Source organism: Chitinophagales bacterium (assembly GCA_017303415.1).
In the GTDB taxonomy this organism is placed as follows: domain Bacteria; phylum Bacteroidota; class Bacteroidia; order Chitinophagales; family Chitinophagaceae; genus SpSt-398.
This window is the reverse complement of the sequence record JAFLBJ010000001.1, coordinates 485,066-506,745: the sequence shown is the minus strand read 5'-3', so window position 1 is coordinate 506,745 and position 21,680 is coordinate 485,066. Positions and strand designations below refer to the sequence as shown.

The following is a 21,680-nucleotide window of genomic DNA, read 5'->3' as shown; positions in this document are numbered from 1 at the left end:
AACATAGGGTGTGGTATGTTGCGTCCTCAACAAAAACACATGCCACTTATGAAACGAAAATTACTCATGCCCCTGGCTGTTATGGCCTTACTGGCATCTTGTACCCCCGGCGATCTGCCTCATCCGTCGAATGAAGATGCTGCAAGTTTTGAAGAGATCAGTTCCATTCAGGTTGGAGGTGAGGGCGCTGCCGAAATCTCTGCCTTTGATCCGGTAACCAAAAAATTGTTTGTGGTGACTAATAGTGGAACCACTCGTATTGATGTGATCGATCTTTCCAATCCTGCCAATCCTCAGATCATTGGAAACATTGATATCACGCCATTTGGTGGAGGTGTCAATAGCGTGGCGGTCAGCAATGGCCGGTTGGCAGCTGCCGTGGAAGGTTTTGCAAAAACAGACAATGGCAAGGTAGTGGTATTCAAAACCAATGATTATAGTGTGGTAAAGCAGATCGTTGTTGGCGCACTGCCGGATATGGTGACATTTACCCATGATGGGAAGTATATTTTAACCGCTAATGAAGGTGAGCCGAACAGTGATTACAGTATAGACCCTGTAGGTACGGTATCGATCATTGCGGTTAATCAGGGCTATTCGGTCAAGACGATAGGTTTTTCTTCGTTTGCCGGACAAGCCGCTGCGTTGAAAGCAAAGGGATTGCGTGTATATGGACCCAATGCCAGTTTTGCCCAGGATATGGAGCCTGAATACATAACAGTTTCGCAGGATGGAAATACGGCCTGGGTTACATTGCAGGAGAATAATGCCATTGCAAAGATCAATATCCCCGCGCGTAAGGTTACCCATATCTTTCCGCTTGGGTTTAAGAGCTACAATATTGCCGGTAATGAAGTAGATCCCAGCGACCGCGATGGTGGATATACACCTGCGTCCTGGAATGTAAAAGGAATGTATGAACCAGATGCCATCGCCGTACTGGAGCAGTTTGGAACACCTTATCTGTTTACCGCCAACGAAGGCGATGCCAGGGAGTATGATAATTTTGTAGAATTGAAACGGGTAAAAGACCTTACGTTGGATCCCACTGCCTTTCCCGATGCCACAATCAGACAGGATGCTAAACTGGGTCGTTTGAATGTGACCACCACGCTGGGTGATACAGATGGGGATGGTGATTTTGATGAGTTATATTCCCTGGGCTCCCGCTCCTTTACCGTTTGGAATGGCAATACAGGAAGCCGGATCTTCGACAGCGGCAATGACCTGGATGAGCAGTGTATCGCCATTTCCAAATACGATGATGGCCGTAGTGATGATAAAAGTGTTGAACCCGAAGGGATCACCCTTGGCCCGGTAGGCAACAAGGTTATCGCTTTTGTGGGCATGGAGCGCGCAGATGCCGTTTCGTTGTATGATGTTACCAATCCCCGCAACCCCAAGTTTATCAAATCGCTGGTAACAGGCGATGCTCCCGAAGGGCTTCTCCTGATCCCGGCCCAAAAAAGCCCCACAGGTAAAAGCCTGCTGGTGGTAACGAGTGAAGGTGACGGATTTGTGAAAGTATATAGTACACTTTAAGCCGCAACTATTTCAGTTAGGGATGACCGTTGATAGGTGACGCATGACAGATTTTTTTCAATTACTGTCATCCGCCATCTCTCAACGGTCATTTTTTTTACCCCTTTACCTCCTTTTTTCCCGATTCTTTGTGATATTTATTACAAAAAACAGGTCAAAAGTTGACAATGCTCAGTTTTTGCCAGTTTAGACGGGGATATTTTTACAGCTTGTAAGCAATCAACCAACACAAAATCAATTTTGTATGATACGTCCAACCAAAACAGATCTATTAGAATGGGTAAAGAAAATGGCCGCTCATTTCGAGCCTGACCGCGTTCATTGGTGCACAGGAACCGAGGAAGAATATAACATGCTTTGTAACCGCCTCGTAGAAAAGGGAACTTTTATAAAACTCAATCCTGAAAAACGCCCCAACAGTTTCGCCTGTTTCAGCGATCCAAGTGATGTGGCCAGGGTAGAAGACCGCACTTATATCTGCAGCCGCAGAAAGGAAGATGCAGGTCCTACCAATAACTGGTACGATCCTTCTGAAATGAAGAAAAAACTGGATACGATCACTAAAGGTTGCATGAAAGGCCGCACCTTGTATGTGATCCCCTTCTGTATGGGTCCGGTAGGTTCTTCTTTTTCCCGTTATGGGGTACAGCTCACCGACAGTGAGTATGTTGTTGTCAACATGAAGATCATGACCCGTATGGGTGAAGAGATCATGCCCTATCTGGATGAGCATTTTGTAAAATGTATCCATACCCTGGGTGCTCCTTTACAACCCGGACAGGAAGATGTTAAATGGCCTTGCAACCCCACTGAAAAATACATTACTCATTTCCCCGATGAGCGCCTGATTATATCTTATGGCAGTGGCTATGGAGGAAATGCCTTGTTAGGTAAAAAATGTTTTGCCCTTCGCATTGCTTCGGTAATGGGACGGGAAGAAGGCTGGCTGGCTGAGCACATGTTGATCCTGGGTGTGGAATCGCCCGATAAGGAGAAGACCTATGTGGCAGCGGCTTTCCCCAGTGCCTGTGGCAAGACCAATTTTGCGATGATGATACCCCCCGCCGGACTAAGTGACTGGAAAGTGACTACCGTCGGTGATGATATTGCCTGGATCCATAAGGGAGAAAATGGTAAACTATATGCCATCAACCCTGAAGCCGGTTATTTTGGCGTGGCCCCCGGGACCAATGAAAAAACCAATCCCAATGCGATGGCTTCGATCAAATCGAATACCATCTTTACCAATGTGGCTGTTACCCCCGACGGCGATGTATGGTGGGAAGGCATGACCAAAGAAGTACCCGACGGACTGATCGATTGGCATGGAAAGCCATTTGACAAAGCTGCCGGAAAACCTGCTGCCCACCCCAATGCCCGCTTTACCGCTCCAGCCCAACAAAACCCGGCGATTGATAGTGCCTGGGATGATCCCCATGGTGTACCTGTGGAAGCCTTCATCTTTGGAGGTCGCCGTAATAGTGTGATCCCGCTGGTGTACCAATCCTTTAACTGGAACTTTGGGGTTTACCTGGCTGCCACCATGGGTAGCGAAATGACCGCCGCCGCCTTTGGCGAGATCGGTAAAGTTCGTCGCGACCCCTTCGCCATGCTGCCCTTTATGGGTTATCATATGGGTGATTATTTCAACCATTGGCTCCAATTTGGCCGTGATATCCCCAATGCCCCGCGCATTTTTGGTGTGAACTGGTTCCGCAAGAATGAAAAAGGAGAGTTTGTATGGCCCGGATTTGGGGAGAACCTCCGTGTATTGAAATGGATCATTGGTCGCGTAAAAGGGAAAGCCTCCTCGGTGGAATGTCCCATTGGCTGGAGACCCCGCTATAGCGATATGGATTGGAAAGGATTGAGTGAAGATCAGTTCTCCAAAGAAACATTCAATGACATGATGTTGATCGATCGGGAATTGTGGAAACAAGAATTACTCGGACACGAAGAATTATTTGAAAAAGCATACGACCGACTTCCCAAAGAATTCCTTTTCATGAGAGAATTGCTGCTCTCCGCCCTGTGGCGTTCCCCGGCCAAATGGGGACTGGCGCCTGAGCGGCACGAATGAGAATGATTGCTTGCCTTTGAGTCCACTGTAGTTTAGGGACAGCGACACGTCATGTGTCGCTGTCTCCTATACTACCTAACTTCGTGAATTATGAACTGGTTTAGCAGTCTCTTCACCGAACCCGGTATTGCACAAACCGTGGTGATCTATGGCCTGGTGATGGCAATAGGTATCTGGCTTGGGAGGCTGAAAATTTTCGGCATTTCCCTGGGTGTTACCTGGATCCTTTTTGCAGGACTTTTCCTCTCTTATTTTGGTGTATCTGTTGAAAAAGAAACCGAACACTTTTTAAAAGAGTTTGGATTGATCCTTTTTGTGTACTCCATCGGTTTACAGGTAGGTCCCGGTTTCTTTGCCTCCCTTCGAAAGAACGCATTAGCAAATAATCTGCTGGCAGGTACGGTAGTGCTGTTGGGAATCCTGATCACCATCCTGTTTTATCTTTTTAGCGGAAACCATATCTCCGTCATGGCCGGGGTGATGAGTGGTGCGGTAACAAATACGCCTGGTCTCGCCGCGGCACAGGCTACGGTTGCCGATATGCATTTTACCGGCGGAGAAAGAAACCTGATCACGATCGCCTACGCGGTTACCTATCCGCTGGGTGTATTTGGTATCATCGGGGCCTTGTTGGTTCTTAAAAAATTCTTTGGCATTGATCTTGAGCGCGAGCAGGAATTACACCGAAAACTTGGAAAGATCAGGGCCGACCGACCAATCTCCATTCACCTTACATTGGAAAATAAACAGGTGGTGGGTAAACCCTTGCGCAAATTGTTTGAAATGCTCAAGGAAAGGATCGTGGTTTCCCGGATGCTTCATGAAGGGGAAATCATCACTCCCAATCCGGAGACACAGTTATCCGAAGGCGATGTACTGCTGATCGTCACCTCTCGTCGCCAGGTAGAGCAACTGAAGATGCTGATCGGATCAGAAGCCTCGATCGATCTGCGCAAAGCCAAAGGCAGTGCCTTGCAATCAAGTTATATTGTTGTCACCAATGATGCGGTGACGCATAAACGTCTGGGTGATATTCTGGAGTTTCATGATGAGGAAGGATTTACCTTAACCCGCTTAAACCGCGCCGGTATTGAAATGGTGCCCCATGGTGATATCTTCCTGCAATTGGGGGATACCGTGAAAGTAGTGGGTACTCAGGAAGGAATACAGGCGGTAACAGAAGTAATGGGTAACTCACTCAAAAAACTGGAAGTACCCGATCTGGCCCCGATCTTTATTGGTATTGTATTAGGTATCATCCTCGGCAGCATTCCCTTTCATATTCCGCATATACCCATGGCCGTTAAGATCGGTATGGCGGGTGGTCCTTTGATCATTGCGCTTTTATTAAGCCGGTTTGGGGGTATGTTCTACCTCACCAATTATACTACCAATAGTGCCAATCTCATGATCCGTGAATTAGGGATCGGTTTGTTTTTGGCCAGCGTAGGCTTAAGCAGCGGCGGTAACCTGTCGACCGCTTTTGCCGATGGTACGGGTTGGACCTGGGTGGGAATGGGTGCTGTGATCACCGTTCTTCCGTTATTGATCACCGGTATCGTTGCGATGAAATATTTCCGGAAAACATTTTTTGAAACCTGTGGCCTATTGGCTGGCGCATCCACCGATCCACCCGCTCTGGCATTTGCCTCCAAATTGGCTGGTAGCGATATTCCCGCCATTACCTATGCCACAGTTTATCCCCTAACCATGATCCTCCGGATCGTAGGGGCACAGTTGCTCATCCTGTTTTTCCTTTGAATTCGTAATTTGACCTTGAATACACATCCATGTCTCCTCATTTTCGCCGTATTTTCTTTCTGTTTTTTCCTTTTTTTCTCCTGGCAGGCAATAGCCAGGCTCAATACCGCGCCCATGTAAAAGAGCGCTCGCTTTCCTGGATCGGTTTTATTACACAGGTAAAATTGAAAAAGGGCTGGATCTTATTGGCCGATGTGCACCACCGCCGGGATGAATTCATGGCCAATCCCAATTTTTATATCATCCGTACAGGTTTGGGTAAGTCACTTCCCCGGAATCACCTGGTGGCTGCCGGGGTGGCCCATATGTGGCTCTCCACCTCCGCTCAGGGGGAGCATTTCTTTACAGATGAGAACCGGATCTATGAACAATGGTCACATAGCAGCAAATGGGGAAAGATCAATTTTCTTCAACGGATTCGCAATGAACAACGCTGGCAGCAAACCGTGGTCAACGGACAAAAGACCGGCTACAACCGTTTCTCCAACCGGTTCAGGTATCTGGTTCAATGGACCTTTCCCCTATCCAAAAACACCTATGTGCCTTCCCTGGTGTTGGCCGATGAAGCCATGTGGCAGGTAGGTAAGGACATCGCCCATAACCAGTTTGACCAGAACCGGATCTTCTTAGGGATCAAACAAAAGGTCACCTCTTCGCTTCAATTTGACTTTGGTTATATGAATTTGCGCCAGCAAAAACCCGATGGTATTAATTGGGATAATAATCACATTCTTAGACTCTTTCTCTACTATCAACCCCACAGAGATTAAGGTACGGATTGATAATAATCAGTTTTTCCCCTGACCGATATATCCTATTTCCGGGGGAACATGGACTAACTATGCGGATACAAATCGCACCTCTAAATCTTTTTATCATGGGACAGAAAGCAAAAGCGGTAAAGAAGGTTAAAAAAGCAACAAAACCAACAAAGACCCGCAAGTATGTTTATTCATTTGGCGGCGGCAAAGCCGACGGAAACGAATCAATGAAAAACCTCCTGGGAGGTAAAGGCGCCAATCTGGCTGAAATGGCCGGGCACCCGAACCTGAAACTTCCGGTACCTCCGGGTTTCACCCTCACCACCGAGGTTTGTACCTATTATTATGATAACCGCAAATCCTATCCGAAGGAATTGAAGGATCAGGTGGGCAAAGCCCTGGAAAGCGTGGAAAAGCTGATGGGAAAGAAATTTGGGGATAAGAACAACCCCCTGTTGCTTTCGGTCCGCTCCGGCGCTCGTCGCTCCATGCCCGGAATGATGGAAACTGTATTGAACATCGGGTTGAATGAAGAAACCATCAAAGGCCTGATCGCTCATACCGGGGATGAACGCTTTGCGTATGATGCCTATCGCCGGTTGATCATGATGTATGCCGATGTGGTAATGGAAAAAGCCGCCGGTATTGAACCCAAAGGGAAAGGCATCCGCAAACAACTGGATGAAAAACTCGAGGCCATCAAGACCAAACAAGGATATAAAAGTGATACAGACCTTACCGCTGAAGAACTGAAAGGGCTGGTAAAAGATTATAAGGCCACTGTAAAGAAAGTATTGGGAACTGATTTTCCTGATGATCCGATGAAACAATTATGGGGTGGTATCGGCGCTGTATTCAGCAGTTGGAACGGAAAGCGCGCCTTTGAATACCGCCGCATTGAAAAGATACCTCACGAATGGGGAACAGCCGTGAATGTACAAGCCATGGTGTTTGGCAATATGGGCAATGACAGTTGCACAGGTGTAGCGTTTACCCGTAACCCCGGAAATGGTGAAAATCATTTCTATGGTGAATACCTGGTCAATGCACAAGGAGAAGATGTGGTGGCTGGTATACGCACCCCTGCTCCGGTAAATGCCTATTCGAAAAATGATCAGAGTAAGCACATGCCTACCCTGGAAATGATCATGCCGGTTCAGTATAAAGAATTGTTTGCCTATCAACGCAAGTTGGAAAAGCACTATAAGGATATGCAGGACATTGAGTTTACCATTGAAAAGGGAAAACTCTATATGTTGCAATGCCGTGTGGGTAAACGAAATGGTGTTGCCGCTGTACGGATGGCAACCGAAATGTTTACGGAGAAATTGATCAATGCCGAAACCGCGATCATGCGCGTTGGACCCAACCAATTGGTAGAGTTGTTACTCCCCATGCTGGATCCTAAAGCCGAACTCGCCAATAAAGCCATTGCCAAAGGATTACCCGCCGGTCCCGGTGGTGCCATTGGCCAGGTGGTATTTACTTCTGAAGAAGCCGTGGAACGCGCCTCGATCGGAGAGAAAGTAATCCTGGTTCGCGAGGAAACTTCTCCGGAAGATGTGGATGGCATGCATAAATCACAGGCGATATTGACCACCAAAGGAGGTATGACCTCTCACGCCGCCCTGGTAGCCCGAGGATGGGGACGTTGCTGTATCGTTGGTTGTGGTGATATCGAGATCAATATGGAACACCGGACCTTTACCACCAAAGATGGTCAGGTGATCCGGGATGGAGACTGGATCAGTTTGAATGGAACAAAAGGGTTGGTGTACAATGGACGTTTGCCTTTGGTAGACATCGATATTGACAGCAATAAATCCTACAAGGACCTGATGAAGATGGTGGACAAAGTGAAAGTGATGGGTGTACGCGCCAATGCAGAAACACCTTCGGATGCCATCCATGCCGCTAAGTTTGGCGCGGAAGGTATCGGGCTCTTCCGGACAGAACATATGTTCTATGGAGAAGGAAGTGATAAGCCTTTATTCCTGTTGCGGAAAATGATCGTTAGCCGCACTGAGGAAGAAAGAAGAAAGGCATTGAATGAATTGTTCGTTTTTGTAAAAAGCGATATCAAGAAGACTCTTGAGGTGATGAAAGGTCATCCCGTGACCATTCGCCTGCTTGACCCGCCACTCCATGAATTTGTTCCGCATGACAAGGAGAAATTACTTGTGCTGAGTAAAGAACTGGGTGTTCGTATGAGTGTATTGAGAAGAAGGGTATTGGCCTTGCATGAGAATAACCCCATGCTGGGACATAGAGGGGTACGCCTTGGGATTAGTTATCCTGAGATCACTGAAATGCAGGTACGCGCCATTTTGGAAGCTGCCGGTGAAATGAAGATTGCGGGTAAGAAAGCATTGCCCGAGATCATGATCCCGGTGACCTGCTCACTCAACGAATTGATCCACCAACGGAAGATCGTGGATACCGTGTATAAAGAGGTTTGCGCCAAACTCAAACTGAAAAACATTGCCTATCTGTATGGTACCATGATCGAGATACCAAGGGCTGCCCTGAAAGCTTCCCGTATGGCCGAAGCCGCCGAGTTCTTCAGCTTTGGTACCAATGACCTTACACAGATGAGCTTTGGTTTCAGTCGCGATGATATTGGTGGGTTCCTGCCCAACTACCTTGACCAGAAGATCCTGCCGGATGATCCATTCCAAACCATTGACCAGGAAGGCGTGGGTGAATTGATCAAAGAGGGTACTATCCGCGGTCGTAAAACCCGCCCCGGACTGAAAGTCGGTATTTGTGGTGAACACGGAGGCGATCCGGAGAGTGTGAAATTCTTCCATCGCATCGGACTCAACTACGTGAGTTGCTCACCGTTCCGGGTGCCTATTGCAAGACTGGCAGCGGCGCAGGCAGCGATCGAGTTTAAGAGGAAGTGAAGGTTTAGTTAACCGCAGAGAACAGGAGGACGCGGAGCTACGCAGAGATATTTTTAAAATTGACGATTTACTAAAAGCTATTAGCTTTTAGCACGCTCATTATCTCTGCGTAGCTCAGCGTCCTCCTGTTCTCTGCGGTTAATCTCTTGGCGCACCCCTGCGCCTTCGCGCCCTTGCGGTGAATATCCAATAAAAATTTGTTTCTCTGAACGGTGTTCATTATTTTGCACCCGCAAATGACGATCACAGAAAGAAAACAACGCGAAAAGGAGGAAATGCGCCAATTGATCCTCGACGGGGCACGGGAAGTGTTCCTGGAGAAGGGTTATGAGCATACCTCGCTTCGCAATATTGCCGAGCGCATCGAGTACAGCCCCGGTACTATCTATCTGTATTTCAAGGACAAAGATGAAGTTTTCCATGCCCTTCACGAGGAAGGCTTTCGCCGGATGCTGGTACAGATGCAGCCGCTTCAACACGTAACCCATCCCTTTGAACGGCTAAAGGCCATGGGCCGGGTTTACCTGGAGTTTGCCAGTAAAAACAAGGATTTCTATGACCTGATGTTTATTATTTCAGGTCCAATGAAGCACGAAAACGTGGGTCACGAAAAGTGGGAAATGGGTAACCGCACCCTGAATTACCTTAAAGATGTGCTGCGCGATTGCCAGGCGGCGGGCTATTTCAAGGGGAAAGACGTAGAATACCTGTCATTTTTCATTTGGTCCTCCATGCATGGCATGTGTGCATTGTATTGCCGCGACAGGTGCCAGGCCTACCCGGATCATAATGCAAATGACCTGATGGAACAGGGCTTTAAAGTATTTGTAGAGATATTGGAAAAGGGGTGACCCTTTTTTTTGCCATAATGATGAACGATGTTCATTAATTAAACATTAATTATTAAACCAAGACCATGGAATCAGGAACGAAAACCTTTCTGCTAAGCCTTTTTCTTTTTGGTGCAGGAGTTTCGGGTATGGCGCAAACCGCGCTTGACCGGTACATCACCGAGGGGCTTGCCCAAAACCTGGTATTAAAGGAAAAACAGGGAAGCCTGGAAAAAAGCCTTGTTGCCCTGAAAGAGGCGAAGTCCTATTTTTTACCCAGCAGTAGTTTTGAAACTCAGTACACCCTGGCGGGAGGTGGGCGCGCCATTGAGATACCGGTGGGTGATCTGCTAAACCCGGTTTATTCTACGCTGAACCAGCTTACTTCCTCCAACAATTTCCCGCAGATAAAAAATGTGTCGGAGCAATTGGCGCCGGATAATTTCTATGATGCGCGAATTAAAACCGTCATGCCCCTGATCAACCCGGATATCCGTATCAACCGGGATATCAAAACCAAACAGACAGGGTTAAAAGAAACGGAGATCCTGATTTATAAGCGAGAATTGATAAAAGAGATCAAGACCGCCTATTACAATTACCTGATGTCGGGCAAGGCGATTGATATCTATGCCAATGCCCTGGTGGTGGTAAACCAGAATTTGCGTTTGAATCAATCCTTGTTGGCCAATGGCAAGGGACTCCCGGCCTATGTGTCACGCGCGGAAAGTGAAGTAAAGCAGGTAGAAGCCCAATGGCAAAATGCAAAGAATGAACAAGCCAATGCACGCGCTTATTTTAATTTTTTATTGAACCGCTCTTTATTGGATACGATCGAAGTGATGGATATGACCTGGAGCGAAACATTTTTGGATCCGCTGCAGTCATCCATTGAAGGACAGTCGGCCAGGAGAGAAGAATTGAAAAGTTTGGACATTGCCCGGGATATCAATGCCGATCTTTTAAAAATGAATAAATCCTATCGGGTACCCCGGCTCAATACCTTTCTCGACCTCGGCGCACAGGGATTTGACTTTAAAGTAAAGGACGGTTCGCTGTTTTATATCGCGGGACTGCAATTACAGATCCCCCTTTTCCAGGGTAAAAGAAACCTCTACAAGATCCAGCAACAGGAGATCGAGATTAAGAACCTGGCATTGACCACCTCCAATACACAGCGGCAACTGGAGCTGGCTGCCTTTGTAAGTCGCAACAATGCCTTGAATGCCTATCAAAACCTGTTAGCCTCCCGAAAGCAACAGGAGTCGGCACAATCTTATTTTAAGTTGATCGACCGGGGCTACCGCGAAGGCATCAATGGTTTCATTGAGTTGCTGGATGCCCGCAACCAACTTACGACCAGTCAGGTGCAGACCAATATTTTAGAATTTAAACTCTTATCAGCTCTGGCTGATCTGGAACGTCAAACCGCATCATATCCCTTTAACCAATAAACGTTTTTATGAGGACATTTTATTTATTCATGACCCTGGCCCTGGTGTTGTCGGCCTGTTCGGACAAGAAAAAGGCAACCACGGAGGCAACGGCCAATACGGAGACCGTGCCAGTAAAAATCGCGCCTGTTTCCAGTACGGATCAAACCGGTTCCTTGGTTCTTTCAGGTATTCTGCATACCGAAGAAGAAACAAAACTCTCCTTTAAAATTGGCGGCGTCATTGACCAGATCGCTGTGGAGGAAGGGCAATATGTACGGAAAGGTCAATTACTCGCTTCGCTCAAATCAACCGAGATCGCTGCCCAGGTAAACCAGGTGAAGTTGTCTGTAGAAAAAGCAGAAAGGGACCTTCAACGCGCACAGAATCTTTATAATGATAGTGTCGCTACCTTGGAGCAATTACAAAATGCCAAGACCGGTGTGGACATAGCCCGGCAAAATCTGCAGCAGGTCACCTTCAATCAGCAATACTCCAGGATTTATGCACCCACAGACGGGTTTATTGCCCGCAAAATATCGCAGACCGGTGAACTGGCCGGCCCGGGTACACCTATTCTGATCATGGGTTCAGTATCACCAACCAGCAAATGGATACTTAGTGTAGGCGCAGCCGATCGCGAATGGGCTGCCATGGAAAAGGGAAACAAGGCAACAGTTACGCTGGATGCTTTTCCTGGAAAAGAATTTCAGGCAGTGGTAAGCCGAAAATCCCTGGCTGCTGATCCCGTCTCCGGTTCATTTGAGGTGGAGTTACAAGTGGCCTTTGGCGATACACGTCCTGCCATTGGCATGTTTGGCAAGGCCCGTGTAAAACCGGCAAAAGCAGTAAGCGGATTCACGATTCCCTATGAGGCCCTGTTGGAAGCTGACGGGAAAAAAGGATATGTGTTTGTATCCAATGACCAGAAGACCGTCAAGCGTATCGAGGTACAGATCGGGTCAATGGACAATAACCAGGTGTATATCGAAAGTGGGTTGGAAGGTTTTGCCTATGTGGTCATTTCCGGAAGCCCCTATTTATCTGACCGAAGTTCCATTACCATCATAAAATAATACTGACCATGAAATTGACATCCTTTTTTGTAAGGAACTATCAGTTCACACTGGTCATGTTCCTGATGGTGGTGGTGGTAAGTGCAACCACTTTGCTCACCATGCCCCGGGCGGAGGATCCGGAGATCAACCCCCCTCAATACCCGATCATAGTTTTATATCCTGGAACCAGTCCAAAGGATATGGAAGAACTGGTGGTAAAACCCATCGAGAAGAAAGTGACTGAATTGGAGAACATCAAAAAGATCACGACAACGATCGAAGATGGTGTGGCGGTGCTTATTGTGGAGTACAAGTACAATAGTGATGTGGAGGCCAAATACCAGGAGTTGGTTCGTGAGGTCAACGCCCTGGAGTCGGAATTGCCGGATGATATATACAGTATAAAGGTAAATAAGGTATCGCCTACCGATGTAAGCATTTTGCAAATGGCCCTTGTGTCGGAGAATGCATCCAATGAAAAATTGAAAGCGTATGCCGAGGACCTGAAGGAGCAATTGGAAAAAGTGAAAAGTCTGAAGCGGGTGAACTATTGGGGGGTACCAGATCAGGTAGTGCGGGTGGATATGCAATTGGATAAACTGGCGCAATTGAAGATCCCCATCAATTATGTGATCGGGAGTATCCAGAGTGAGGCGGCCAATATTCCGGCGGGCAGCATCCGTGCTGGGACCAAATCCTTCAATGTAAAGACAAGCGGCAAGTACAAGGACCTGGAAGAAATAAGGAATACGGTAGTGTATAGTGGAAACGGGAAACAGGTTTATTTGAAAGATGTGGCTGAGGTCGGATTCCGGTATGAGGAGGAAAAATACATAACCCGGATCAATGGCCATCGGTGTGTATTGGTGACGGCGGCCCAGAAATCAGGAGAGAATATTTCGGCTACACAAGATGCCTATCGTCCGGTGATCGATTCATTTGAAAAGAAACTACCGGCAAATATTGCCCTCATCCGAAATTTTGATCAGGCGGATAATGTAAGCAGCCGTCTCGGTAGCCTGGGTATGGACTTTCTCATCGCCATCGGGCTGGTGTTGATCACCTTGTTACCCCTGGGATGGAGAGCTTCCCTGGTAGTGATGGTGGCCATTCCTTTATCGCTAGGTTTGGGTATTGTCACCATGAACTTTCTGGGTTTCTCTTTGAATCAGTTAAGTATTGTGGGATTTGTGGTGGCACTTGGCTTGTTGGTGGATGACAGTATTGTGGTGGTGGAAAATATTGAACGATGGCTCCGCGAAGGACATAGTCGTACCTATGCGGCCATTGAAGCCACCAAGCAGATCAGTCTGGCTGTACTGGGATGTACCGCTACCCTGATGATCGCCTTTTTGCCCCTGGTCTTCTTACCCGAAGCCTCCGGTGAATTCATCCGTGGCTTACCTATGGCCGTAATTACATCGGTATTTGCCTCCATGCTGGTGTCTCTCACCATTGTGCCCTTTATGGCGAGCAAATTATTAAGGCAACATACCAATCCCGAAGGAAATATTTTTCTCCGTGGGTTAAAGAAGATCATTCATGGCAGTTATTCACGTTTATTGGTAAAAGCGTTGAACCGGCCTGTTCTCACCCTGATCATTGCCTTTGCCTTATTTGCCGGATCACTGGCAGTGTTTGGAATTATCGGGTTCAAATTATTCCCAACTTCGGAGAAACCCCAGTTCCTCATCAATGTGAAGATGCCGCTTCAAAGCAATGTGGATGCCACCAATGAAATGACCCGGTATGTGGAATCTGAATTAAAGAAAGTAAAAGAAGTGGCATTCTATACCAGCAATATTGGGAAAGGGAACCCCCGCATCTATTACAATGAGATACCCGAGAATGAGAAGAGTGACTATGCGCAGATCTATGTACAACTGCAAAAGGATGTAAAGGCCTACGAAAAGAAAAAGATCATTGATGACCTTAGAAAACAGTTTGAAAGCCAGCCTGGTGCCCGGATCGAAGTAAAGGATTTTGAGCAGGGTCCACCGGTTGAAGCTCCCGTGGCCATCCGGGTTACCGGTGACAACCTGGATACACTCCGGAAGCTGGCGGCTCAAACCGAGGCCCTTATCAAATCTATTCCCGGTACCATCTATGTCACCAATGACATAGGCGTGTTGAAATCCGATCTTAAGCTGAAGATCAACACCGACAAAGCCCGTGGTCTTGGTATTCAGACAGCCGATACTGATAAAACCCTGCGCCTGGCCGTATCCGGATTTGAAGCCGGGAAATATACCAATGCGGAAGGTGATGAGTATGATATTATGATCGGGGCGCCCAAAGGGAATTATCCCACGCTGGATAATTTTGAATCAGTGTATGTAAACAATGCATTGGGTACACCCATCCCGCTCAAGCAAATAGCTACTCTTGAGTTCGAGTCATCGCCTTCTACCATCAAGCACCTCGACAAAAAACGATTTGTGATGGTCAAAGCCTTTACCAGCAAAGGAGTGCTTGCCGGAGAGGTCAATGCGGCTTTTGAAGAAAAAGCAAAATCGATCCAATGGCCTGATGGCTATGCGTATCAGATCGCCGGTGAGGCTGAAGGTGAAAAGGAAGCCTTTGGCGGGGGTTTTATGACCGTTGTCATTGCCACGGTGTTTCTCTTTATCATGGTGCTGATCCTGGAGTTTAAAACCTTGAAGAGTACGCTTATCGTATTATCCGTTATTCCCCTGGGTATTATTGGCGGGGTATTGATGTTGTGGGTTACGGGTAACCCCATGTCCTTTGTGGCCATTATTGGTTTTATCGGGCTCGCAGGGGTGGAAGTGAAGAACTCCATCCTGCTGGTGGATTTCACCAATCAGTTGCGGGAGGAAGGAAAGGGCTTGGATGAAGCGATCCAGATCGCCGGGGAGTTGCGTTTCCTGCCCATTGTGCTTACGAGTTTAACGGCCATTGGTGGTTTAACACCCATTGCACTCAACAGCAATCCGCTGATTTCACCGTTGGCGTTGGTGTTGATTGGCGGGTTGATCTCGTCTACTTTGTTGTCGCGGATTGTGACACCGGTGGTGTATAAGTTGATACCGCCGAGAGTGAAGTAGAAAAGGTAGAATTAGAAATAAGGAACATAAAATAAGGAATAAAAAAGTAGAGATCCGCTTCCCAACTTTCTTATTCCTTATTTTATGTTCCTTTTTTATTATTTAATCTACTTCAGGCTCCTGCTGGCTCAAACAGTGAAAGCTCCCCAATCCCCAGATGATATCGGTGGAATCAATGCCTACTACTTTCCGTTCGGGAAAGCATTCTTGTATAATTCCCAATGCTTTGTCATCTTTATCACAGTTGAAAACTGGTACTATGACTGCATGGTTGGCAATGTAAAAGTTGGCATAGGAAGCCGGGAGGCGCTGCCCTTCATACACTACTTCATCGGGCATGGGTAGTTCAACGATATTTAGTTGTTTCCCATTGAGCAGGCGGAGTTTTTTTAATTGTTTCAGGTTGTGTTGGAGCAGGGCATGATTTTCATCCAGCTTGTTTTCTTCAATGACCGTGAGCACTGTATCTTCATTCACAAAACGCACCGTATCGTCGATATGACCGTCGGTGTCATCACCCACAATGCCTTCATCAACCCAAAGGATCTGCTCTACTCCGTAGTAATTACGTAGATAATCTTCAATCTGGTCCTGGTTAAGATGCGGATTGCGATTGGGATTGAGTAAGCAGGCGGTGGAGGTGAGCAGGCTTCCTTTTCCATTGAATTCGACACTTCCGCCTTCCATCACAATACCCGGATGAAAGACCGGGATATCAAATTGTTTTCCAATAAGCGTAGGGATGACATCATCCAGATCAAAGGGCGGGTATTTGTTTCCCCAGGCATTATACCCCCAATCTACGATCACTTTTTTGATATCGGCATCGGGGTTTACTAAAAAAGCCGGACCATGATCGCGGCACCAGGCATCATTAGTAGGGTGAAAATAGAATTCGATTCGGGAGAGGTCAACGCCGGCTTTTTCCAAATGTCCGATGGCGAATTGACGCATGGTTTCATCGGCTACATTGATCCGCACGATCTCCGATTTGGAGACCTCCTTAATAAAACGACAATAATTGGGGTAAATGAGATTGATTTTTCCGGGCCAGCTCTCTTCTTTATGCGGCCAACTCAACCACATGGCTTCATGCTTTTCAAACTCGGCGGGGAAACGGTATCCTAATTGCTTGGGCGTAGGTCCGGGGTCCGGGGTCCGGGGTCCGAGGTTATTCGAGATGGGGCTCATTTACGGGTATTCTTTTTAAAGAGGTTTTTAAAGCAGTAATTTTTATTAGAAGTTGGTGACATCGATGATAAATATTATTAAAATCATCATCCTGAATTATTTTTCTTGATTTTGCCAGGTGTAAGCATGCAACAACTTCAATATTTGATCTTAATGCAATGGACAAAAATCGTGAAAACTCCGGATTTGATTGACTCGTTGAACCCTCTGCGATATTTAATGACACAGAATCTGCCGCTCGTTTAATTTGAGAACTCAATACAAACATTTCATCCTTTGGAAATTTTTTCGTGATTAAATGCACTTGCATTGATAAATCTAGCGCTTGTTGCCAAACAACAAGTTTTTCAAACTTGAATTTCATAAGGTAAAGGTTTAGTTATTTTATTTCCCTACTCCCAACCCCGGTCTTCCGACCCCGGACCCCCGACCCTAACTATTCGGAGTCAATATATCGTTTTGTTAGCGGTTGATAGGAGTCTATTCTTCTATCACGCAGGAAAGGCCAGTGGGTACGATAGCTGTCCGTTTTACTTAAATCAAGTTCCTGTATATGGATCTCTTCCTGATCGTGGGAGGCTTTGTAAAGGATCGAACCGAATGGGTTGGTGATAAAGGAGCCGCCCCAGAATTTCATGGCACCATTTTGCTCGAGTCCAACCCGGTTTACGCTCACCACATGTATGCCATTAGCGACGGAATGGCTGCGTTGAATGGTTTGCCATGCATTGTATTGTTCGGTATTGGTAGCCTCATCCTGTGACGTTGCCCAACCAATGGCAGTGGGATAGAATAATATTTCGGCACCCATAAGGGCGGTGATGCGGGCGGCTTCAGGATACCATTGGTCCCAACAAATAAGTACACCAATCGTAGCAAATTTTGTTTTAAACACTTTATAGCCCAGGTCACCGGGGGTGAAGTAGAATTTTTCGTAATAGGCAGGATCATCGGGGATATGCATTTTCCGGTACTTGCCTAAGTAAGTGCCGTCTGCATCCAGCACGGCGGTGGTATTATGGTAAAGCCCCTGGGCCCTTTTCTCAAACAGGGAGGCAATGATTACTACGCCTGTTTCTTTGGCCACAGCCGCGAGGCGGTCGGTTGACGGACCGGGTATGGGTTCAGCGAGTTTGAAATGCTCATAATCTTCCACATCGCAGAAGTACAGGGAGGTAAACAGCTCCTGGAGGCATACGATCTGGGCGCCCTTTTTTGCGGCTTCTTTTACCTTTTCAATGGCCTTGGAAAGATTGGCCTCTTTATCGGCTGTACAGCTCATTTGTACCAAGCCTACTTTTACTTTGGTCATGTATGTGGTTTTGCTTGGCGAAATTATTGTTTTTTGGTGGGTTTCACCGCAGGGAGCAGGGGATCTTGGATGTTGGATGATGGATGTTGGATGTTGGATGACAGAGGACGGATGACAGATGACGGAGGGCGGCTATAGTTTATTTATAAAAAGAAAATGTTCTTGTTCGAGTCGCCAGAGGCGACAAGATAACCGTGCGAGACCAGAGGTCTCGCACAGCCGCCCTCCGCCCTTCGACTAACATCCAACATCCAACATCCGTCATCCGTCATCTGTCATCCGTCCTCTGTCATCCAACATCCCCATTCCCCGCGGTAAATTCCCTTCAAATACAATAATTTCGTCCACAAATTCACCAGCATGGCCATTCGCATCTTCATCACGGGCGGGACATTCGACAAGGAATACAACGAGATAACCGGACAATTGTATTTTAATGACACCCACATGCACGACCTGCTGGACATGGGCCGTTGCCGGGTGCCCGTCGAGATCCGTACCCTGATGATGATCGACAGTCTGGAAATGACCCAGGAAGACCGGGAATTGATCGTCCACCAATGCAATCAATGTGAAGAGGAAATGATCGTGATCACCCATGGTACAGATACCATGGCGGACACCGCCCAGGTGTTGGCAGAAAAGGTAAAGGATAAAACGGTGGTACTAACCGGTGCCATGATACCTATTAAATTTGGTAGTTCTGACGGGTTATTCAATCTCGGCAGCGCCATCGCTTTTGTTCAAAGCCTGCCCAAAGGGGTGTATGTGGCCATGAATGGAAGGTATTTTAAAGCCAATAATGTGAGAAAGAATAAGCAGACTGGTGTATTTGAAGAAATCGCCTAGTAATCCTGCAATAGATTTCTTGATCTGTGAATGATATCACGAATTACAACTTTGTCAGAAAATACTTCAAAGGTTATCGTCCAGGACAAATAGCTTACTTGCCTGACCTCAGATTTTGTAAAAGTGAGATCAGTGTTTAATCGATATGCATAGGGGTTGTGACCTATTTCCAATAACTTTCTATACATTTTTCCCCGAAGCTTTTCAGCGGTAAGTGGCCTTTTCTGAATGACTGCTACGTAATTGATGATTTCTTCAATTTGAATTTTTGCTCTTTTCGATAGCTCAACTTCGATGACTGAATTACTTTTCTTTCTTCCCATTCCCTTATTACTTCTTTTAATGGTCTGGAAGGTGAATTCCAACCCTCTTTTAAATGTTGAATAAATTCGTCTCTTGTTAAAGGATAGCCGGGAAGTACCAAGCTTTTGAAGTTTGTTTTCATAAACCAAAAATAATCTCTCGCGAATTTTAAAAAAGACCGGTTTACACGACTCGTATTTTACATCGTAGAAAACTGCTTGTGTTTATCTCGATCTGTTTTACATGCCATTTTTCTTCCTATCTTTCCCGCATGTCTTTGCGGGATAATGACAATAAGTGGTTTCGGTTAGCCTCGGCCCTGGTGAACAATAGCGACCGGCATGTTTTCCTGACTGGAAAGGCTGGAACGGGTAAGACCACTTTTCTAAAACATATTCAGGAGACCACCTTCAAGAAGTCGGCTGTAGTAGCGCCAACCGGCGTAGCCGCTATCAATGCCGGGGGTGTGACCATGCACTCTTTTTTTCAACTACCCTTTGGTCCCTATGTGCCGGTTCAGGCAGGTTGGAACAGCCAGGCTTCGGATAGCGGGAGCCTGTTTAAGCAGATCCGGTTCAACAAGGCCAAGCGTGACCTGTTAAACGAACTGGAATTACTGATCATTGATGAAGTGAGTATGGTGAGGGCCGATATGCTCGATGCAGTGGATGCTATCTGCAGGCATTTTCGGAAACGTCCCGACCTTCCCTTTGGCGGATTGCAGGTACTCTATATTGGCGATCTTTTTCAGTTGCCCCCTGTGGTGAACGATGAGGAATGGAAAAATATTCTTTCCCTGCATTACAAAAGCCCTTTCTTTTTTGATGCCCAGGTAATACGTGACGCGCCGCCCCTTGTGGTTGAACTTAAAAAGATCTACCGCCAGGATGAAGAAGCCTTTATTCATATCCTGAATCAGATACGGAATAACCAGGTGAACGAAGCCGACCTCGATCGCCTGCATGAACATTTTGACCGGAGTTTTGAACCCGCATATGGCGATACTTATATCACCCTGACCACACACAACAATAAAGCTGACCAGATAAACCAACAACAGTTGCAGCGTTTACGCGGTGACCTGGAGCAATTTCAGGCCGAAGTGGAAGGTGAGTTTGGAGAGAAGTCATTTCCCGCTGACAAGAACCTGCAATTAAAGATCGGGGCCCAGGTCATGTTCCTTAAGAACGATAAAGGTGACCGAAGACGATTTTATAATGGGAAACTGGCTACCGTCAACCGGATAGAGCCGGACGCTATCTATGTATCTACCGGCGATGAACCGGATGATATAAAAGTGGAGCGGGAGACCTGGACCAATATCCGGTATAATTATGACCGCATGGCCGATAAGGTGGAAGAGGAACAGTTGGGAAGTTTTAAACAGTTTCCGCTACGCCTTGCCTGGGCCATCACCATTCACAAAAGCCAGGGGCTGACCTTTGAAAAGGCCATCATTGACGCGGGTTCTTCCTTTGCAGCTGGTCAGGTCTATGTGGCCCTGAGCCGGCTTACCTCCATGAAAGGCCTGGTGCTTTTTTCCCGCATTCATCCCAATGCTATCCATACGGATGAGCGCGTGCTTGCGTTCGTGAATAAAGAAATGGATGAGGAGGAGATGGAGAAATTGGTGGAAGAAGAACAAAAACGATTTGTGGAACAATCCCTGATCGGGTTCTTTCAATGGGATAAACTTACTTCCCTGGTGGCTGAATTTGTGGAAGCCTACGATGACCGACAGATCCCCGATAAGGAATGGGCCGTTCAATGGGCGAGGGCTTTCTTTTTGAAAGTTGTGGAGCAACAACAGGTGGGTGCCAAATTTGCACGGCAGTTGGAAGACCTTATCCATGCTGATCCGGTGGATTATGCCTTTCTGAAATCCCGTACCGAAGCAGCCATCAACTATTTTCATCCCATTTTATATCAATTGATGGCCAACCTCCAGGAGCATATTGATGCCGTCAAGATCAAGAAGAAGTCAAAAAAATATACCAACGAGCTTCGGGAGATCAAGACCTTACTCCAGCGGAAACAGTATCAGTTGAAACAGGCCGGGGCACTGGCGGCTGGATTGGCTGAGCAGCAAGCGACTTCTCAATTGATCGATCTGATCGAGGGTAAAAAGCTGATCGCAACGTCTAAAACAGAAACTCCCCAACCCGAACCCGATCCTGTACCGGAAGAAGAAAAGAAAGCGCGGCCGCAAAAAGGAGATAGCGCCCGTATTTCATTGGCCATGTTTCAGGAAGGAAAGGATGTAAAGACCATTGCCGCTGAAAGAGGATATGCGTGGAGTACGATCGAGAGCCACCTGGCCTCTTTTCTCGATACGGGCGAAGTAACCGTGAATGATATTGTGACGGTGGAAAAACAAGAACGCATCCGGGCCGTGTTGAAAGAAATGGGGGAAACAATTACCGGGACCAAGGAAGTGAAGGACAGGTTACCGGCAGAGTATACGTATGCCGAGATAAAGGCGGTGTTGTGGGAAAGAGGGTCTCGGGTTGGAGATTAGAAGTCGGGAGTCCGAGGTCAAAGGTTCGGGGACCGGAGCCTGATTGCAGGAGTTTGTAGAAATAACGA

15 protein-coding genes are annotated in these 21,680 nt (G+C 47.0%); 11 read left to right on the top strand and 4 right to left on the bottom strand.

All coding sequences use genetic code 11. From position 1 onward, the window contains the following. Nucleotides 1-48: 48 nt before the first annotated feature. The 9 genes from J0M30_02165 to J0M30_02125 all read left to right on the top strand — a co-directional run bounded on the left by J0M30_02165 (nucleotide 49) and on the right by J0M30_02125 (nucleotide 15,439). On the top strand, nucleotides 49-1,542 hold the full coding sequence (locus tag J0M30_02165; protein MBN8666278.1) for a choice-of-anchor I family protein: 1,494 nt from the start codon (nucleotides 49-51) through the stop codon (nucleotides 1,540-1,542). A 244-nt stretch (nucleotides 1,543-1,786) separates the two neighbouring features. Further along, on the top strand, nucleotides 1,787-3,622 hold the full coding sequence (locus tag J0M30_02160; GenBank protein MBN8666277.1) for a phosphoenolpyruvate carboxykinase (GTP): 1,836 nt from the start codon (nucleotides 1,787-1,789) through the stop codon (nucleotides 3,620-3,622). A 90-nt stretch (nucleotides 3,623-3,712) separates the two neighbouring features. Continuing rightward, the gene (locus J0M30_02155) at nucleotides 3,713-5,383 is read left to right on the top strand and encodes a putative transporter (protein MBN8666276.1); all 1,671 of its coding nucleotides are present in this window, start codon (nucleotides 3,713-3,715) and stop codon (nucleotides 5,381-5,383) included. Between the two features lie 29 nt (nucleotides 5,384-5,412). Next, nucleotides 5,413-6,153 (top strand): DUF2490 domain-containing protein, encoded by a 741-nt coding sequence (locus J0M30_02150; GenBank protein ID MBN8666275.1) that lies wholly within the window; start codon nucleotides 5,413-5,415, stop codon nucleotides 6,151-6,153. 107 nt (nucleotides 6,154-6,260) lie between these two features. After that, complete coding sequence (locus J0M30_02145; protein MBN8666274.1) at nucleotides 6,261-9,050, top strand: pyruvate, phosphate dikinase; 2,790 nt, start codon at nucleotides 6,261-6,263, stop codon at nucleotides 9,048-9,050. Between the two features lie 236 nt (nucleotides 9,051-9,286). After that, a complete protein-coding gene (locus J0M30_02140; GenBank protein ID MBN8666273.1) occupies nucleotides 9,287-9,901 on the top strand; it encodes a TetR/AcrR family transcriptional regulator in 615 nt (204 codons plus the stop codon). A gap of 65 nt (nucleotides 9,902-9,966) precedes the next feature. Further along, on the top strand, nucleotides 9,967-11,334 hold the full coding sequence (locus J0M30_02135) for a TolC family protein (GenBank protein MBN8666272.1): 1,368 nt from the start codon (nucleotides 9,967-9,969) through the stop codon (nucleotides 11,332-11,334). 8 nt (nucleotides 11,335-11,342) lie between these two features. Continuing rightward, a complete protein-coding gene (locus J0M30_02130) occupies nucleotides 11,343-12,389 on the top strand; it encodes an efflux RND transporter periplasmic adaptor subunit (protein MBN8666271.1) in 1,047 nt (348 codons plus the stop codon). Between the two features lie 8 nt (nucleotides 12,390-12,397). Then, complete coding sequence (locus J0M30_02125) at nucleotides 12,398-15,439, top strand: efflux RND transporter permease subunit (GenBank protein MBN8666270.1); 3,042 nt, start codon at nucleotides 12,398-12,400, stop codon at nucleotides 15,437-15,439. A 102-nt stretch (nucleotides 15,440-15,541) separates the two neighbouring features. Here J0M30_02125 and J0M30_02120 read toward each other — a convergent pair whose 3' ends face one another. From J0M30_02120 to J0M30_02110, 3 genes are all read right to left on the bottom strand, one after another. Continuing rightward, nucleotides 15,542-16,630 carry an agmatine deiminase family protein gene (locus J0M30_02120; protein MBN8666269.1) on the bottom strand — a complete coding sequence of 363 codons (1,089 nt, stop codon included), beginning with the start codon at nucleotides 16,628-16,630 and terminating at the stop codon, nucleotides 15,542-15,544. Beyond that, nucleotides 16,611-16,994 (bottom strand): four helix bundle protein, encoded by a 384-nt coding sequence (locus tag J0M30_02115; protein ID MBN8666268.1) that lies wholly within the window; start codon nucleotides 16,992-16,994, stop codon nucleotides 16,611-16,613. Before J0M30_02115 ends, J0M30_02120 begins: the two co-directional genes overlap by 20 nt. 72 nt (nucleotides 16,995-17,066) lie before the next feature. Continuing rightward, nucleotides 17,067-17,942, bottom strand: coding sequence for a carbon-nitrogen hydrolase (locus J0M30_02110; protein ID MBN8666267.1), 876 nt, complete (start codon nucleotides 17,940-17,942; stop codon nucleotides 17,067-17,069). 360 nt (nucleotides 17,943-18,302) lie between these two features. On the opposite strand from J0M30_02110, the gene J0M30_02105 reads away from it, so the two are divergent. Beyond that, nucleotides 18,303-18,791, top strand: coding sequence for an asparaginase (locus tag J0M30_02105; GenBank protein ID MBN8666266.1), 489 nt, complete (start codon nucleotides 18,303-18,305; stop codon nucleotides 18,789-18,791). On the opposite strand, the gene J0M30_02100 is transcribed toward J0M30_02105, so the two are convergent. Further along, nucleotides 18,788-19,243: a type II toxin-antitoxin system RelE/ParE family toxin gene (locus J0M30_02100; protein ID MBN8666265.1), complete on the bottom strand. Its 456-nt coding sequence runs from the start codon at nucleotides 19,241-19,243 to the stop codon at nucleotides 18,788-18,790. The genes J0M30_02105 and J0M30_02100 overlap by 4 nt on opposite strands. Nucleotides 19,244-19,365: 122 nt before the next feature. On the opposite strand from J0M30_02100, the gene J0M30_02095 reads away from it, so the two are divergent. Next, entirely contained in the window at nucleotides 19,366-21,612 is a 2,247-nt protein-coding gene (locus J0M30_02095) for a helix-turn-helix domain-containing protein (protein MBN8666264.1), read from the top strand. Nucleotides 21,613-21,680 lie beyond the last annotated feature (68 nt).

Bases quoted from the DNA above. Each gene is read 5' to 3' on its own strand.
- J0M30_02115 (MBN8666268.1), bottom strand. From the start codon at position 16,994: ATGAAATTCAAGTTTGAAAAACTTGTTGTTTGGCAACAAGCGCTAGAT.
- J0M30_02150 (MBN8666275.1), top strand. From the start codon at position 5,413: ATGTCTCCTCATTTTCGCCGTATTTTCTTTCTGTTTTTTCCTTTTTTT.
- J0M30_02110 (MBN8666267.1), bottom strand. From the start codon at position 17,942: ATGACCAAAGTAAAAGTAGGCTTGGTACAAATGAGCTGTACAGCCGAT.
- J0M30_02130 (MBN8666271.1), top strand. From the start codon at position 11,343: ATGAGGACATTTTATTTATTCATGACCCTGGCCCTGGTGTTGTCGGCC.
- J0M30_02155 (MBN8666276.1), top strand. From the start codon at position 3,713: ATGAACTGGTTTAGCAGTCTCTTCACCGAACCCGGTATTGCACAAACC.
- J0M30_02135 (MBN8666272.1), top strand. From the start codon at position 9,967: ATGGAATCAGGAACGAAAACCTTTCTGCTAAGCCTTTTTCTTTTTGGT.
- J0M30_02095 (MBN8666264.1), top strand. From the start codon at position 19,366: ATGTCTTTGCGGGATAATGACAATAAGTGGTTTCGGTTAGCCTCGGCC.
- J0M30_02105 (MBN8666266.1), top strand. From the start codon at position 18,303: ATGGCCATTCGCATCTTCATCACGGGCGGGACATTCGACAAGGAATAC.
- J0M30_02125 (MBN8666270.1), top strand. From the start codon at position 12,398: ATGAAATTGACATCCTTTTTTGTAAGGAACTATCAGTTCACACTGGTC.
- J0M30_02160 (MBN8666277.1), top strand. From the start codon at position 1,787: ATGATACGTCCAACCAAAACAGATCTATTAGAATGGGTAAAGAAAATG.
- J0M30_02140 (MBN8666273.1), top strand. From the start codon at position 9,287: ATGACGATCACAGAAAGAAAACAACGCGAAAAGGAGGAAATGCGCCAA.
- J0M30_02165 (MBN8666278.1), top strand. From the start codon at position 49: ATGAAACGAAAATTACTCATGCCCCTGGCTGTTATGGCCTTACTGGCA.
- J0M30_02120 (MBN8666269.1), bottom strand. From the start codon at position 16,630: ATGAGCCCCATCTCGAATAACCTCGGACCCCGGACCCCGGACCCCGGA.
- J0M30_02145 (MBN8666274.1), top strand. From the start codon at position 6,261: ATGGGACAGAAAGCAAAAGCGGTAAAGAAGGTTAAAAAAGCAACAAAA.